Below are 13612 nucleotides of genomic sequence, written 5' to 3'. Positions count from 1 at the left end.
AGTCGATGCCCCGACCGGGGGGGTGGACGGGTGGTGCGCGAAGTGGGACGATCGAGACGAACGCCGCTCGCCTGGCCCCTTGAGGCGCGCGGCGTTCAATAATTTCCGCCCCGGCTCAGTCCTCGAAGCGCCCGTCGCCGGAGTGGTCGCCGTCCACGTCGTCGCGGGGCTCGTCGAGCGGCTCGCCGCCGCGCCGCCGGGCGCCCTCCCGCTCCTGCTGCCGGCGCTCCCGCTGCTGCCGGCGCTGCGCCGCCTCGTCCAGTTCCTCGGCCAGCCGGGCCAGCTCGGACCGAAGGAAGTCGCGGGTGGCCACCTCGCCCATCGCGATGCGCAGCGCCGCGATCTCCCGGGCCAGGTACTCCGTGTCGGCCTTCTGCATCGTCGCCCGCCGTCGGTCCTCGTCCAACGCGATCCGGTCCCGGTCCGACTGTCGGTTCTGCGCGAGCAGGATCAGCGGGGCCGCGTACGACGCCTGGATGGAGAGGACCAGGGTGAGGAAGGTGAACGTGTACGGGTCGAAGCGCAGGCTCTCGGGGGCGAAGGTGTTCCAGACGAACCACACGCCGAGGACCAGCGTCATGTAGACGATGAAGAGCGCCGTGCCCATGGCCCGGGCGATCCCCTCGGCCCACCGGCCGAAGCTCTCCTGGTCGACCCGGGGCAGCCGGAGTCCCCGGGGGACACGCGGCTGGTCCAGCCGCTCGGTTCGTCGTTGCTCAGCCATCGGTGCCGTCCACCGTCTCCTCGTCGGGGCCGGACGCGGCGGACACGGCGTCCCGGTCCCGCCAGTCGCGTGGCAGCGAATGGTCCAGCACGTCGTCCACGGTCACCGCGCCCACCAGCCGGTTGTTCCGGTCCACCACCGGCATGGCGACCAGGTCGTAGGTGGCCATCCGGCGGGTGATCTCGGGCAGCGGGGTGGTGGGCCGGAGCGGGTCGATGTCGTTGACCACCACCCCGCCGAGCAGGTCGGCCGGGGGCTCGCGGAGCAGCCGCTGGAAGTGGACCATGCCCAGGTAGCGCCCGGTCGGTGTGGTCAGCGGCGTGCGGGCCACGAAGACCTGCGCCGCGACCGCGGGGGAGAGCTGCGGCTGCCGGATGCGGGCCAGCGCCTCGGCCACCGTCGCGTCCGGCGGCAGGATCACCGGCTCGGAGGTCATCACGCTGCCGGCGGTGCCGGAGGCGTAGCGGAGCAGTTGGCGTACCGGGCTGGCCTCGTCCGGCTCCATCAGGTCGAGCAGCACGTCCTGCTCGGGCGGGGGCAGCTCGTTGAGCAGGTCGGCGGCATCGTCCGGGTCCATCTCCTCCAGCACGTCGGCGGCGCGTTCCCGGTCCAGCGCCGCCAGGATTTCCACCTGGTCGCGCTCGGGCAGCTCACTGAGCACGTCGGCGAGGCGCTCGTCGTCCAGCGCCGCCGCCACCTCGTTGCGCCGGGCGTCGGGCAGGTCCTGCAAGGCGTTGGCCAGGTCGGCCGGACGCATGTCCTCCAGCACGGCCAGCAGGTTGGCCGTACCCCGGTTGCCGTCGATCCCGCCGAGGCCGCGTACCCGGTCCCATTCGACCTGGTGGAGGTGGCCGCGGCGGGTGAGCCGGCCGGTCTGCTCGCGGACGGCAACCCGCGTCAGCGACCACTCGCCGGTTCGGCCGCACTCCATCGCCACGTCGACGACCGAGCCGGCCTGCCCGCTCTCCAGCTGGACCCGGCGGTCCAGCAGCTCCTGGAGCACGAGCACCTCGTTGGGGCGCTTCTCGAACCGGCGCAGGTTGAGGGTTCCGCTGCCGAGCACGACCGCGTCCGGGTCGATCGAGATGATCCGGTTGATGGAGAGGAAGATGCGCCGCCGCATCGGCATCTCGGCGACCAGGCCCACCACTTCGGGCGGACGTTGGGTGGTCCGCATCCTGGCGACCGCGTCGCGGACCCGGCCCACCTGGTCGCCGTTCGGGTCGAAGACGGCGACTCCGGCGAGTCGGGCGAGGTAGACCCGGTTGGGCGTGCTCACGGCACCAGCCTAAGGGCCTAGTGTTTATCAACATGTCGACCTTGGCCTACGAGATCGTGGACGTCTTCACCGACCGCCCGTTCGCCGGCAACCCGCTGGCCGTGGTGTTCGGCGCGGAAGGGCTGGCCACCGAACAGATGCAGGCGCTCGCGCTGGAGTTCAACCTGTCGGAGACGGTGTTCGTGCTGCCACCGACGCAGGCCGGCGCGACGTACCGGGCGCGGATCTTCACCCCGGTGGAGGAACTGCCGTTCGCCGGGCACCCGAGCGTGGGTGCCGCGGTGACCGCCAGCCGACGCGGGATGTTCGACGCGGGCAGTGTCACCCAGGAGTGCGGTGCCGGGGTGCTGCCGATCGAGGTGAGCGGGGCCGGTGCGATCCTCACCGGCGGTACACCGACCCTCGGCCCGGAGCTCGACCTGGAGCCGCTGCTGGAGCTGGTCGGCCTCACCGCCGCCGACCACGCCGGGCCGGCGCCCCGGGTCGCCGGTTGCGGCCTGGAATTCCCCTACCTGTCGGTACGCCCCGACGCGGTGGCCCGGGCCAGGGTGAACCCGGCGGCGGCGGAGCGGTACGGGGTGGAGCACGTCAGCGTCTTCTCCTGGGACGCCGACACGCACACCGCGCACGCCCGCGTCTTCGTGCCGGGGCTCGGCGTGCCGGAGGACCCGGCGACCGGCTCGGCCGCCCTCGGCCTCGGGGTCTGGCTGGTCGCCAGCGGGCTGCTGCCCGGCGCGGGCCGCTCGGAGTATTCGGTTCGCCAGGGGATCGAGATCAACCGCCCGTCCTCGCTGGCCTGCACGGTGACCGCCGTCGGTGGAGTGGCGGTGGGCGCGACGGTCGCCGGTCAGGTGATGCCGGTGGCCCGCGGCGAGATCGCCGTTCCACCCTTCGTCGGCTGAGCCGTAAGGAGGGGCGATGCGGGAGGATACCGGGGTGAGCGAGGACGAGCAGGCCACCACCCCCCTGGTGGACGAGGCGGTGAAGAAGGCCGCCGTGGCGTGGGTGTCGGTGGCCGGCGGGCCGGCGTACGCGCTGTGGTGCCTGCCGCTCGACGGCGCGCTCCTGGTGATCACCGGCCCGGGCGAGCAGTCCGCCCCAGGGCTCGCCGACGCGGACGCGGCGAAGGTGACCCTGCGCGGCGACCACGGCGGCCGGATCGTCACCTGGCCGGCCCGGGTGACCCGGCTGCGGCCGGGCACCGAGGAGTGGGACGGCGCCGCGCCGCTGGTCGCGGCGAAGCGCCTCAACGCTTCAGGCCCCGCCGCCGATCTGGTGCGACGCTGGGCCGCCGAGGGTTGCGCGCTGAACCGGCTCAGCCCGGCCGGCACCCCGGTCGCCGGGGCCGACCTGCCGGCGGAATCGCTGGCCGAGCGGCCCCGGGAGGCCGCGGTGGTCAGGGCCACCCGGGCACCGTTCCGGCTGCACAAGGTCCGCCGCCGCTGACCATCCGTCCCGCCGTCAGGGGAGTGCGCAGGTGACCGGGTCGAGCAGGTCGAGCACGTCGGTAAGCGAGGTCAGCACCGGGCCGTGCCAGGACCGGTCGGCGTTGAAGACCATGTGCTCGGCCAGGTCCGGGGCGGCGAGCCGGACCGCCGTCATGCCGGTCCGCTCCGCGCCGGTGAGTTCCTGACTGCCCCCGTCGCCCACGTAGAGGCAGTCGGCCGGGGCGAGGCCGAGCCGGCGGCAGGCGGCCAGGTAGAGCGCCGGGTCCGGCTTGCAGCACCCCACCTGCACCGAGAAGACGCGTACGTCGAGCAGCGGCGCGATCGGCAGCTGGGGCAGGAACGCCGGCAGTTCGTGGGTGCAGTCGCTGACCAGCCCGGTGCGTACGCCCTGCTGGCGCAGCGCGGCCAGCACCGGCACCGCCTCGTCCCGCAGCCGGGTGTCGCTGCGTACCGCCCAGTGGCGGGAGACGACGGCGGCGCTCACAGCCCGGGCGGAGGGGCGGACGCCGGCCTGGTCGCAGACCCAGCGCAGGGTCGCCTCGGCGTTGCCGAGCAGGCCGGTGGCGCGCTGGTAGTAGGTGCGGTCGAGCACCTCGATCAGGGTGTCGACCGGGCAGCCGAGCAGCTCGGCGGTGGCCTGGTGGGCGGCGCCACGTTGGACGCCGCGGGTCAGCGTGCCGAAGAAGTCGAACAGCACCGCCTGGTAGCTGGACATGGGGGAGTGCCTCCGGACGTCGAGGGGAGAAGTCGCCGGGACGTGCCTGATGGTAACGGAGTGCTGACGGTCGGTGGTGTCCCCGGGTTCGTGTGAGGATTGCTCTCCGTGCCGTCCGCTCCGTTCCGCCCGCCGCTCGACGCGCTGACCCTCAGCGCGCTCGTGCTGGCCGTCACCGCCGTCTCCTCGTCCGCCCCGCTGGTCGCGTTCGCCGCCGCGCCGGCCCTCGCCATCGCCTTCTGGCGGAACCTGCTCTCGGTGGCCGTGCTCGGTCCGGTCTCGCTGACCCGCCGGCGGGCGGAACTCCGCGCGCTGACCGTGGGCGCCGGCCGGCGGGAGGGGCTGTACTGCGTGCTCTCCGGGGTCGCGCTGGCCGCCCACTTCGCCACCTGGATGCCGAGTGCGCAGCTCACCACCGTCGCCGCGGCGACCGCGCTGGGCGCCACCCAGCCGGTGTGGCAGGGGTTGATCGCCCGCTGGCAGGGGCGGCGGCTGCCACTGGCCGTCTGGGCGGGGATCGGGGTGGCGGTCCTCGGCGCGGTGCTGGCCACCGGTGCCGACTTCACCGTCTCCGGCCGGGCCTTCGCCGGTGACCTGCTCGCCATCGTGGGCGGCATGTTCGCCGCGGTCTACACCGCCTTCGGTGAACGCGCCCGAGCCACCATCAGCACCACCACGTACACCACCATCTGTTACGGGGTCTGCGCGGCGATCCTGCTGGTGGTCTGCCTGCTCGGCGGGGTACGCCTGCACGGCTGGGCCCCCGGCACCTGGCTGGCGATCCTCGGCCTGGTGGCCGGCGCCCAACTGCTCGGCCACTCGATGTTCAACTACGCCCTGCACCGGGTCTCCGCCACCACGGTCAGCGTGCTGATCCTGCTGGAGGCCCCGGGGGCGGCCCTGATCGCCTGGGTCTGGCTCGGTCAGCTGCCCCGCCCGCTCGCCCTGCCCGGGCTGGCCCTGCTGTTGGCCGGCGTCGCCGTCGTCGTCCTCGGCGGCGCCCGGGCGGGTCGCCGTGTCGAGCCGGTTCCCGTCCCCGCCGACGCCGCCTCGCTCTCCGACTGACGCGCCGCCCGCCGCCGGCCGAGCCCGTCCGTGTGTGAACTGAGGGGAGGGGCCGGTCAGACGTCGTGGACCTCCAGCACGCGGGTTGCCGGGGCGAGGTCGCCCAGCTCGGCCCGGTCCGGATCGGCCAGGAACCCGTCGTAGCCGCGCCGCGAGGCGAACCTGATCACGTGCACCTCCGTCCGCCCGTCCCCGGTACGCAGCCGGCGTTCCAGCCGTCCAGCGTGCCGCCCGAGCAGGGCGAGCACCGCGTCCTCGTACCGTCGGCCGGCCTCGGCCTCGTCGTCGGCACCCAGGTCGACCAGGGCGACCACCCGGAGCACCCCCGCCGGGTCGTCGACCAGCGACTTCCAGAACTGGTGGTCGACGTGGCCGCCCGGAATGCCGTCCCGGATCCCCGTATCGGTGTAGCCGTGCCGCCGGTAGAAGGTCGGCGCCTGGAACGAGAAAGACGCTACCGAGATCTCGGTACAGCCGCGCCGGCGAGCCTCCTCCTCGGCGGCCCGCAGCATTCGCCCGCCCCAGCCGCGGTGCCGCTGATCGGCACGCACCCACATGGTGTTGATGCCGGCCCGGCCGCCCCACGTCCAGCCGGTCAGCCCGGCGACCAGCCCGCCGTCGGCGTCGACCACCCGTACCGACAGGCCGGCCTCATCCTCGGCGCCGGTGGCGGCATTGTTGTGAGCGGTCAGTTCCCGCTCGATCTGGGCCGTCAGTTCCGCGTCCTCGTCGCCCAGCCGGAGGCTCGCGCCGTCGGCGTGCTGTGCGGTGCCTGCGCTGATGTCGTGTCCCGTGGCCATGGTGCAGTCTGGCAACGGTCTGGCTCCGCGCACCAACCCTTTTGGAGCGGGCGGGGAATGACGTCGTAGTTGTCTACCAACTTGATGACGTATACGGATCACCACCCGGGGTCGCCTCGCGTACCGCGGCTCGCTGCCGCCGCGGGCCTGAATCGTCTACGTCATCAAGTTTGTAGCCACACGCGGAGACAAGCATGCTCCGGCTACACGGGCGATGAGCGCGCGAGCGTGGCAAGGCCCGCGCCTCACCCGTCGAGGCCGACGGCTTCCGCGCTGGCGGTCCAGAGCCGGGCGGCGAGCGCCGGGTCGCTCGCCTTGGACAGCGGCCGGCGCAGCCGCCGGTCGCGGTAGTAGCCGCCGCCGACCAGCCGGTCCGGGTCCTGGTTGGCGAGCCACACCAGCGTTTCCGCCCCCTTCTCGGGGCTACGGAAGGGCAGCAGCCGCATGCCGAGGGCGACCAGCGGGCTTTCGTTGCCGAACCGGGTCCGCACCACGCCGGGGTGGAACGAGTACGCCGACACCTCCGGCCAGCGTCGGGCCGCCTCCGCGGTGAAGAGGATGTTCGCCTGCTTGCTGGTGCCGTACGCGCGCATCGGGCGGTAGCGGTGCAGCGTCACGTTGAGATCGTCCGGGTCGAGGGCGCCGCTGCGGTGCGCGCCGGAGGCGGTCACCACCATCCGGCCGATCCGGTCTCGCAGCAGGTTGCTGAGCAGGAACGGGGCGAGGTGGTTGGCCTGCAGGGTCAGCTCGAAACCGTCGATCGTGGTGACCGGCTGGAGCACGATCGCGCCGGCGTTGTTGGCGAGCACGTCGATCCGGTCGTACGCGGCGCGCAACTGCTCCGCGAGCCGGCGTACGTCGTCCAGGACGGCGAAGTCGGCGCGGAAGAGCTCGGGCCGCTCGCCGCTGATCTCGCGGACCCGGTCCCCGGCGGACCGGAGCCGGGCCGGATCCCGGCCGACCAGTACCACGCGGTCACCACGGCTCGCCAGGTCGACCGCGGCAGCCAGTCCGATGCCCGAACTGGCCCCCGTCACCACCACGGTCCGACGCCCAGTGAGATCTTCCACAGGTCCATTCACCCCGGTCACGGCACGAGGTTACCGTGACGTCACCACGCCCTTTGGGATCGTTAAGTTTCGCGGATCTTATTCGGTCGGCACCGGCGTGCCGCCGGACGCTGGAAGGAGCGCATCCATGGCCGCTGTCGGTCGCCCCCGCCGGTCCTGTCTCGCGGTACCCGGTTCCAGCGTCAAGATGCTCGGCAAGGCGCAGGGTCTCCCCGCGGACCAGGTCTTCCTCGACCTGGAGGACGCGGTCGCCCCGCTGGCCAAGCCGGAGGCCCGCAAGAACATCGTCGCCGCGCTGAACGAGGGCGACTGGGCCGGCAAGACCCGGGTGGTCCGGGTGAACGACCTGACCACGCCGTGGACGTACCGGGACGTCATCGAGGTCGTCGAGGGCGCCGGCGCCAACCTGGACTGCATCATGCTGCCGAAGGTGCAGAACGCCGCCCAGGTGCAGTGGCTGGATCTGACCCTCACCCAGATCGAGAAGACGCTCGGCCTGGAGGTCGGCCGGATCGGCATCGAGGCGCAGATCGAGAACGCCGCCGGCCTGGTCAACGTCGACGCGATCGCGGCCGCTTCGCCCCGGGTCGAGACGATCATCTTCGGTCCGGCCGACTTCATGGCCTCGATCAACATGAAGTCGCTGGTGGTCGGCGCGCTGATCTCGGACTACCCGGGCGACCCGTACCACTACATCCTGATGCGCATCCTGATGGCCGCTCGGATGCACGACAAGCAGGCCATCGACGGCCCGTTCCTGCAGATCCGGGACGTGGACGCGTTCCGCGAGGTGGCCAGGCGCTCGGCCGCGCTGGGCTTCGACGGCAAGTGGGTGCTGCACCCGGGCCAGATCGATGCGGCCAACGAGGTCTACTCCCCGGCCCAGGCCGACTACGACCACGCCGAGATGATCCTCGACGCGTACGACTGGTGCACCTCCGAGGCGGGCGGAAAGCTCGGCGCGGTGATGCTCGGCGACGAGATGATCGACGAGGCGTCCCGGAAGATGGCCCTGGTGATCGCGGCCAAGGGCCGGGCGGCCGGGATGACCCGTACCTCGTCCTTCACCCCGCCCTCGGACTGAACGCCGACCGCCCGTGGCGCCGGTGTCGGGCCGCCCCGGTATACCGGGACGACCCACCGTGCGTCAGAAGTCGCTGGTGGAGCTCGTGGTGCCCTGGCTGATGGCGAACACGATCACCACGACGTAGAAGGCGACCAGCAGCACCAGCAGACCGGTGAGGATCCAGCCGACGATGATGGCGGCCTTCGCCATCCCTTCGCCCTGCTCCCCGGTCTCGCGGATCTGCTTGCGGGCCACGTGGCCGAGGATCGCGCCGATCGGCGCGGTGATGCAGGAGGCGATGCCGACCAGCGAGAGCACCAGCGCCACGATCGCCATGGTGTTGGTCTTGGCCGACGGGTAGCCGTACCCCGGCGTCGGGTAGGCGGGCGGCGGGTAGCCGCCGGCCGCGTACGGGTCGCCGGCGGGGGGCGGGTAGCCGGGTGCCGGGTACGGGCCGCCCGCCGGCGGGGCGCTCGGCGACGTCGCGCCGGCGTACGGGCCGGTGGGCGCGTACGGGTCCGCCGAGGTGGGCTGGCTCGGAATCGGGCTGCCGCCCATCGGCAGGGTCGGATCGGCGGGCGGGCCCGAGTGCGGGCCGGACGCGGACGGGTCCTGCCAACCACCTGACGGTGGGGGATAGCTCATCAGATCATCTCCAGGAGCGTGCGGGTTCCGTCAGAGTAGCCAGTTGACCGCAACACCGAGAGCCCCCTTTCCGGGTGCCGCGTTGCCCGGAACGTCCATAGCGGGCAGGATCTCGGCATGGCCTTTGACGCGCGCGGCGGTCGGTCGCGACGGGACGTGAGCCGTCCGGCGCTGGTGCGACGCACCCGCGGCAGCCTTCCGGCCGGCTCCGCCGACCAGGACCAGCCGGCACCGGTCGCGGAGCCGGTCACCATGCGACTGGACGGCCGGGTCGCGCTGGTCACCGGTGCCGGCAGCCCCGACGGCATCGGGTACGCGACCGCGCGGCGCCTCGCCGATCTGGGCGCCCGGGTGGCGATCGTGTCCACCACCCGGCGGATCCACGAGCGCGCCGGTGAGCTGGGCGTCACCGGCTTCGTCGCCGACCTCACCGACGAGTCCGAGGTGGGCGCCCTCGCCGACGCGGTGGCCGAGCAGCTCGGCGACGTCGAGGTGCTGGTCAACAACGCGGGCCTGGCCAGCCGGGCGAGCCCGGAGGTGCTGCGGCCGGTGGCCCAGCTCAGCTACGACGAGTGGCGCGGCGAGATCGACCGCAACCTGACCACCGCGTTCCTGTGCAGCCGGGCGTTCATCGGCGGGATGGCCGAGCGGGGCTGGGGGCGCATCGTCAACCTGGCCGCCACCGCCGGGCCGGTCAACGCGCTGCCCACCGAGGCCGCGTACGCGGCGGCGAAGGCGGGAGTGGTGGGGCTGACCCGCGCGCTGGCGATGGAGATGATCGCCGACGGAGTGACGGTGAACGCGGTCGCGCCCGGCATCATCCACACCGCGGCGTCCACCATGGTCGAGATTAAGCAGGGGCTCGGCACCCCGGTCGGCCGTCCCGGCACACCCGACGAGGTGGCCGCCGCGATTGCCTTCCTCTGCTCGCCGGCCGCCTCGTACATCACGGGACAGATGCTGGTGGTGGACGGCGGCAACAGCGTCCGGGAGGCGCAGTTCCGCTGATCGTCAGCGGTAGTTGCCGTTCTCGGAGTGCGCCCAGATGGCCAGGCCGATCCAGCCGCAGCAGACGATCAACCCGATCGCGGTGAAGACGTAGCTGAGGATCAACCCCCAGGTGGCGAGCTGGTCGCCCTCCTCGCCGGTCTGCCGGATCTGCCGCTTGGCCAGGTGGCCGCAGACGATGCCGGCCGGGGCGAAGACGAAGGCGAAGACCAACGACAGGATCGCCAGCACGTTCGGCCCACCGCGCGGATGCGGTCCCTGGCCGGGCGGCCCGTACTGCCCGTACGGGGGCTGCGGGGCGTACGGCGGCTGCTGCCCCCACTGCGAGTGCTGCGGCTGTCCGTACGGCTGCCCGTAGGACGGCTGCTCATGAGAGGGCTGCTCGTGGGACGGCTGCCCATGGGACGGCGGTTCGTAGGGTGACGGCGGCTGCTCCGGCTCACCAGGTGGTTGACTCATGCCCCGCCCCCTCCGCCACAGGTCAACGGCCTCTCTTGCGGACGCTACCCGCAGCGGTGAACCTTTTCACAGCGGTTGTGTGGACCGGTCACCTTGGCCGCGCCGGGTCGCGGGGCCGATACTGACCGAGCGTTCAGTTACCCGTGAGTAGTGCGTCGATCCCCCGGAGGCTGAGATGGCCCGACTCGCCCAGACGCCCGGCCTGACCGACGTGCAGCGGTCAATCCTGGAAACCGTTCGGGAGTTCGCCGACAAGGAGATCATCCCGCACGCCCAGCGGCTGGAGCACGCCGACGAGTACCCCACCGACATCCTCGACGGGATGCGCGAGATGGGCCTCTTCGGCCTCACCATCGCCGAGGAGTACGGCGGCCTCGGCGAGTCCCTGCTGACGTACGCCCTGGTGGTGGAGGAGCTGTCCCGGGGTTGGATGTCGATCTCCGGCATCGTCAACACCCACTTCATCGTGGCGTACCTGATCTCCCAGCACGGCTCGGCCGAGCAGAAGGCAGGGCTGCTGCCGAGGATGGCCACCGGTGAGGTGCGCGGCGCCTTCTCGATGTCGGAACCGGAGTGCGGCTCCGACGTCTCGGCGATCAAGTCGAAGGCGGTCCGTGACGGCGACACCTTCGTGCTCAACGGCCAGAAGATGTGGCTGACCAACGGCGCGCACTCCTCGGTGGTGGCCACCCTGGTCCGGACCGACACCGGCGCCGACTCGGTCTACGGCAACATGAGCACCTTCCTGCTGGAGAAGGAGCCCGGCTTCGGCGAGACCGCGCCCGGCCTGACCATCCCCGGCAAGATCGACAAGATGGGTTACAAGGGCGTGGAGACCACCGAGATGGTGCTCGACGGGGTCAGGGTCCCCGCCTCCGCCGTCCTCGGCGGCGCGGAGAAGGTCGGGCGCGGCTTCTACCAGATGATGGACGGCATCGAGGTCGGCCGGGTCAACGTTGCCGCCCGCGCCTGCGGCATCTCTATCCGCGCCTTCGAGTTGGCCGTCGCATACGCGCAGCAGCGCCGCACCTTCGGCCAGCCGCTCGCCCGGCACCAGGCCATCGCCTTCAAGCTCGCCGAGATGGGTACGAAGATCGAGGCCGCGCACGCCCTCATGGTCAACGCCGCCCGGCTCAAGGACGCCGGCCAGCGCAACGACGTCGAGGCCGGCATGGCCAAGCTGCTCGCCTCCGAATACTGCGCCGAGGTCGTCCAGGAGGCGTTCCGCATCCACGGCGGCTACGGCTACTCCAAGGAGTACGAGATCGAGCGGCTGATGCGGGAGGCGCCGTTCCTGCTCATCGGCGAGGGCACCTCGGAGATCCAGAAGACCATCATCTCCCGGGGCCTGCTCAAGGAGTACAAGCTCTGACCGGCGCGCCGGTCACCTGCCGGCTGGCTGGGCGACCGGCTCCGGTGCGGTGACTGCCGACGGCATCGCCGGCCCGGCGAGAGACATGCCTGCAGGTTATGGCCCGTGCTCCACACTCGTCGCTCCTGATATTGGTGCGCGCCGGTCCTGGGCGGGCCGCTCGGCGTGCGCCGGCCTAGTTCTCCGGCCCGGCCAGTCGTATCGCCAGGTGCTCGCGGGCCCGGGCGACCAGGGCCGCCGGGTCGTCGGCGTAGAGGCGGATCTCGTGGACCGGCCCGCTCGGGCCCTTGGGGAGCCCTACCGAGAGCGGTTCACACAGGACCACGTCGACGGCGGTCTGGCTGCCGGTGCCGATGTTCAGGATCGTCCCCGTCTCGGCTTGCTCGACCTGGACGGTGCGGCTGGAGGGCAGTGACCGGTATCGGTGCTCGATCCGGGCGACGGCCGACCAGGGCACCAGAAGGTCGACCGAGATCCCGTTGCGCACGCGCAGTCCCGCCGAGCCTGCGACATGCGGGTGGATCCGCAGACTGGCGAAGAGACCGATCATCCAGAGCAGACCCCAGACGCCGAGGACGATCGCGGTGTGCCGCACCGACGGCCACGGGACGGTGTGCCGGAGGATCAGATCGAAGATCGGGATCTCGATCGCGGAGAGCGCGATGAAGGTGACGAGGATCGGCTTCACCACGCCGACGTAGCTGAACGACGCCGCCCCGGGCTCCACCGCCGGCGGCCGGCGGAGCAGCCAGCGGCCGAGGCTGAGCCACATGCCCACCTCGTACGCGACCACGCGACGCAGCAGCACGAGCGCAGCACGGTGCTTCCGCACAGGTCACCCGCCCTTCAGGTCTTTCCCATTGCAGTTGCAACGTAAACGGTGGGCGGTGAGCGTGTCAATGCAGTCGCATTGTGAAAACATGAGGGCATGCCGAAGCGGGTCGACCACCGGGAGCGCCGCGAGCTGATCGCCGACGCGCTGATGCGGGTCGCCGCCGAACACGGGCTGGAAGCGGTCAGCCTGCGACACGTGGCGGCGGAGGCCGGGGTCTCGTCCGGGATGGTGCAGCACTACTTCCGCACCAAGGACGAGATGATGACCTTCGCCCTGTCGGTGGTACGCGAGCACGGCGAGGCCCGGGTGACCCGGGCCGTCGCGGCGCTCGGTGACAACCCCGCCCCGCGGGCGCTTCTGCGGGCCATGCTGGTCGAGCTGCTGCCCCTCGACGAGGCGCGCCGGGCCGACGGCAGGGTGGCGCTGGTCTTCCTCGCGTACACGGCGGTGCGGCCGAGCGTCGCCGCGGCGCTGCACCAGGAGACCGCCGGCCTGCTGGCCTTCATCGCCGGGCAGATCCACGCCGCGCAGAGCACCCGGCCGCCCGACCGACGCGTGGACCCGGACCGGGCCGCCGTGGGCCTGCTGGCAATCATGGAGGGGCTCGGGATCTACCTGCTCGGCGGGCACTACCCGGCGGAGACCGCGCTCGCTGCCCTCGACACCCAGCTGGACCTGATCTTCGGGCCGGCGGAACCCGTCGGCTGAGCGCCGCTCACCCGAGCCGGGTCAACCCCGCGGCGGCTCGCTCGATGATCAGGCAGCGGTCCTCGACGTAGTCGATCCCCGCCTCTTCGGCGATCCGCCGCGCTTGCGCGGACACGATCCCGAGCTGCAACCACACCGCCGGGGCGCCGATCGCCACCGCCTCCCGGACCACCTCGACCGCGTCCCGGGCCGGGCGGAACACGTCCACCAGGTCGACCGGGTGCGGGATGTCGGCGAGCGACGGGTACGCCTTCTCACCGAAGAGCTCGTCCACCGTCGGGTTCACCGGGATGATCCGCCAGCCGTACCGCTGCATCTCCACCGGCACCCGGTGCGCGGCCTTGCCCGGGTCGCGGGACGCGCCCACGACGGCGATCACGGCGGAGTCGGCGAGGATCTGCTGGGCTGAACGCACCAG

General features: G+C 72.1%; 16 protein-coding genes. 7 read left to right on the top strand and 9 right to left on the bottom strand.

All coding sequences use genetic code 11. The annotated features are described in order from the left end of the window. Positions 1-115 precede the first annotated feature (115 nt). Complete coding sequence (locus ACNAVT_RS02720; RefSeq protein WP_416292443.1) at positions 116-724, bottom strand: DUF1003 domain-containing protein; 609 nt, start codon at positions 722-724, stop codon at positions 116-118. Continuing rightward, complete coding sequence (locus ACNAVT_RS02715; RefSeq protein WP_416292441.1) at positions 717-2003, bottom strand: magnesium transporter MgtE N-terminal domain-containing protein; 1287 nt, start codon at positions 2001-2003, stop codon at positions 717-719. The genes ACNAVT_RS02720 and ACNAVT_RS02715 overlap by 8 nt, the downstream gene beginning before the upstream one ends. A gap of 32 nt (positions 2004-2035) precedes the next feature. Here ACNAVT_RS02715 and ACNAVT_RS02710 point away from each other — a divergent pair, with 32 nt between their 5' ends. Both ACNAVT_RS02710 and ACNAVT_RS02705 read left to right on the top strand, forming a co-directional pair. After that, positions 2036-2905 (top strand): PhzF family phenazine biosynthesis protein, encoded by an 870-nt coding sequence (locus ACNAVT_RS02710; protein WP_416292439.1) that lies wholly within the window; start codon positions 2036-2038, stop codon positions 2903-2905. A 16-nt stretch (positions 2906-2921) separates the two neighbouring features. Continuing rightward, the gene (locus tag ACNAVT_RS02705; protein WP_416292438.1) at positions 2922-3449 is read left to right on the top strand and encodes a hypothetical protein; all 528 of its coding nucleotides are present in this window, start codon (positions 2922-2924) and stop codon (positions 3447-3449) included. 15 nt (positions 3450-3464) lie between these two features. Here the strand turns inward: ACNAVT_RS02705 and ACNAVT_RS02700 are convergent, their stop codons facing one another. Continuing rightward, positions 3465-4166 (bottom strand): HAD family hydrolase, encoded by a 702-nt coding sequence (locus ACNAVT_RS02700; protein ID WP_416292436.1) that lies wholly within the window; start codon positions 4164-4166, stop codon positions 3465-3467. Between the two features lie 108 nt (positions 4167-4274). Here ACNAVT_RS02700 and ACNAVT_RS02695 point away from each other — a divergent pair, with 108 nt between their 5' ends. After that, positions 4275-5231, top strand: coding sequence for a DMT family transporter (locus tag ACNAVT_RS02695; protein ID WP_416292434.1), 957 nt, complete (start codon positions 4275-4277; stop codon positions 5229-5231). A gap of 56 nt (positions 5232-5287) precedes the next feature. Here ACNAVT_RS02695 and ACNAVT_RS02690 read toward each other — a convergent pair whose 3' ends face one another. Together ACNAVT_RS02690 and ACNAVT_RS02685 are read right to left on the bottom strand one after the other, a co-directional pair. Beyond that, positions 5288-6031 (bottom strand): GNAT family N-acetyltransferase, encoded by a 744-nt coding sequence (locus ACNAVT_RS02690; RefSeq protein ID WP_416292432.1) that lies wholly within the window; start codon positions 6029-6031, stop codon positions 5288-5290. A 245-nt stretch (positions 6032-6276) separates the two neighbouring features. After that, complete coding sequence (locus ACNAVT_RS02685) at positions 6277-7101, bottom strand: SDR family NAD(P)-dependent oxidoreductase (protein WP_416292430.1); 825 nt, start codon at positions 7099-7101, stop codon at positions 6277-6279. Positions 7102-7228: 127 nt separating this feature from the next. Here ACNAVT_RS02685 and ACNAVT_RS02680 point away from each other — a divergent pair, with 127 nt between their 5' ends. Continuing rightward, positions 7229-8185, top strand: a complete 957-nt coding sequence (locus ACNAVT_RS02680; RefSeq protein WP_416292428.1) for an HpcH/HpaI aldolase/citrate lyase family protein — start codon at positions 7229-7231, stop codon at positions 8183-8185. 63 nt (positions 8186-8248) lie between these two features. Here ACNAVT_RS02680 and ACNAVT_RS02675 read toward each other — a convergent pair whose 3' ends face one another. Then, complete coding sequence (locus ACNAVT_RS02675) at positions 8249-8812, bottom strand: DUF4190 domain-containing protein (protein ID WP_416292427.1); 564 nt, start codon at positions 8810-8812, stop codon at positions 8249-8251. Between the two features lie 117 nt (positions 8813-8929). Between ACNAVT_RS02675 and ACNAVT_RS02670 the strand changes: the two genes are divergently transcribed. Then, entirely contained in the window at positions 8930-9820 is an 891-nt protein-coding gene (locus tag ACNAVT_RS02670; protein ID WP_416292426.1) for an SDR family NAD(P)-dependent oxidoreductase, read from the top strand. A gap of 3 nt (positions 9821-9823) precedes the next feature. On the opposite strand, the gene ACNAVT_RS02665 is transcribed toward ACNAVT_RS02670, so the two are convergent. Next, positions 9824-10279 carry a DUF4190 domain-containing protein gene (locus ACNAVT_RS02665; RefSeq protein ID WP_416292425.1) on the bottom strand — a complete coding sequence of 152 codons (456 nt, stop codon included), beginning with the start codon at positions 10277-10279 and terminating at the stop codon, positions 9824-9826. Positions 10280-10454: 175 nt separating this feature from the next. Between ACNAVT_RS02665 and ACNAVT_RS02660 the strand changes: the two genes are divergently transcribed. Beyond that, positions 10455-11651: an acyl-CoA dehydrogenase family protein gene (locus tag ACNAVT_RS02660; RefSeq protein WP_416292423.1), complete on the top strand. Its 1197-nt coding sequence runs from the start codon at positions 10455-10457 to the stop codon at positions 11649-11651. A 175-nt stretch (positions 11652-11826) separates the two neighbouring features. Here the strand turns inward: ACNAVT_RS02660 and ACNAVT_RS02655 are convergent, their stop codons facing one another. Continuing rightward, positions 11827-12459, bottom strand: coding sequence for a hypothetical protein (locus ACNAVT_RS02655; protein WP_416292422.1), 633 nt, complete (start codon positions 12457-12459; stop codon positions 11827-11829). A gap of 120 nt (positions 12460-12579) precedes the next feature. Here ACNAVT_RS02655 and ACNAVT_RS02650 point away from each other — a divergent pair, with 120 nt between their 5' ends. Next, a complete protein-coding gene (locus ACNAVT_RS02650; protein WP_416292420.1) occupies positions 12580-13194 on the top strand; it encodes a TetR/AcrR family transcriptional regulator in 615 nt (204 codons plus the stop codon). A gap of 7 nt (positions 13195-13201) precedes the next feature. Here ACNAVT_RS02650 and ACNAVT_RS02645 read toward each other — a convergent pair whose 3' ends face one another. Next, positions 13202-13609, bottom strand: coding sequence for a CoA-binding protein (locus ACNAVT_RS02645; RefSeq protein ID WP_416292419.1), 408 nt, complete (start codon positions 13607-13609; stop codon positions 13202-13204). Between the last annotated feature and the right edge of the window lie 3 nt (positions 13610-13612).

Source organism: Micromonospora sp. SL4-19, from assembly GCF_047921475.1.
GTDB lineage: Bacteria > Actinomycetota > Actinomycetes > Mycobacteriales > Micromonosporaceae > Micromonospora.
This window is presented reverse-complemented; position numbering and strand designations above follow the sequence as displayed.